Annotated in this window: 1 pseudogene; it reads left to right on the forward strand. The window is 75.0% G+C overall.

Annotated features, from left to right (window positions below):
- Nucleotides 1-84: 84 nt before the first annotated feature.
- Nucleotides 85-503, forward strand: a pseudogene (locus ACYVO7_RS25790) (hypothetical protein); the annotation flags it as partial.

The following is a 503-nucleotide window of genomic DNA, read 5'->3' on the forward strand; positions in this document are numbered from 1 at the left end:
CTGGCGCTGGCCGACCTGGAGGCCGGGCTGGCGGTGGCCGGAGCCCGTCTCATCGAACAGCGCGTCGCCGTGTAGGAGGCCGCCATGGATCCGGCCGACCCCGTGCGCAGCGAGCAGGACCTGATCGGCGGGGCGCGGCCGCGGGCCATCGTGCCGCGCTCCCTGGAGGAGACCTTGCGCCTCGCCCGCGCCGTGATGGCGGCGCGCATGGCCCCGCCCGGCATCGACACGCCGGAGGCCTGCATGATCGCCATCATGCATGGGCTGGAGCTGGGGCTGACGCCGCTGGCGGCCTTGCAGCGCATCGCGGTGATCAATGGCCGGCCGGCGATCTGGGGCGACGGCGCCCTGGCTCTGGTGCGCGCCAGCGGCTTGTGCGCCGGCGTCAAGGAGTGGCTGGAGGGCGACGGCGAGGCGAGCTGGACCGCCGTCTGCCAGGTCCGGCGCAAGGGCGAGCGAAGCTGGCTGGTGCGCAGCTTCGACACCGCCGACGCCATCCGGGC

Source organism: Alsobacter sp. SYSU BS001988, from assembly GCF_054796215.1.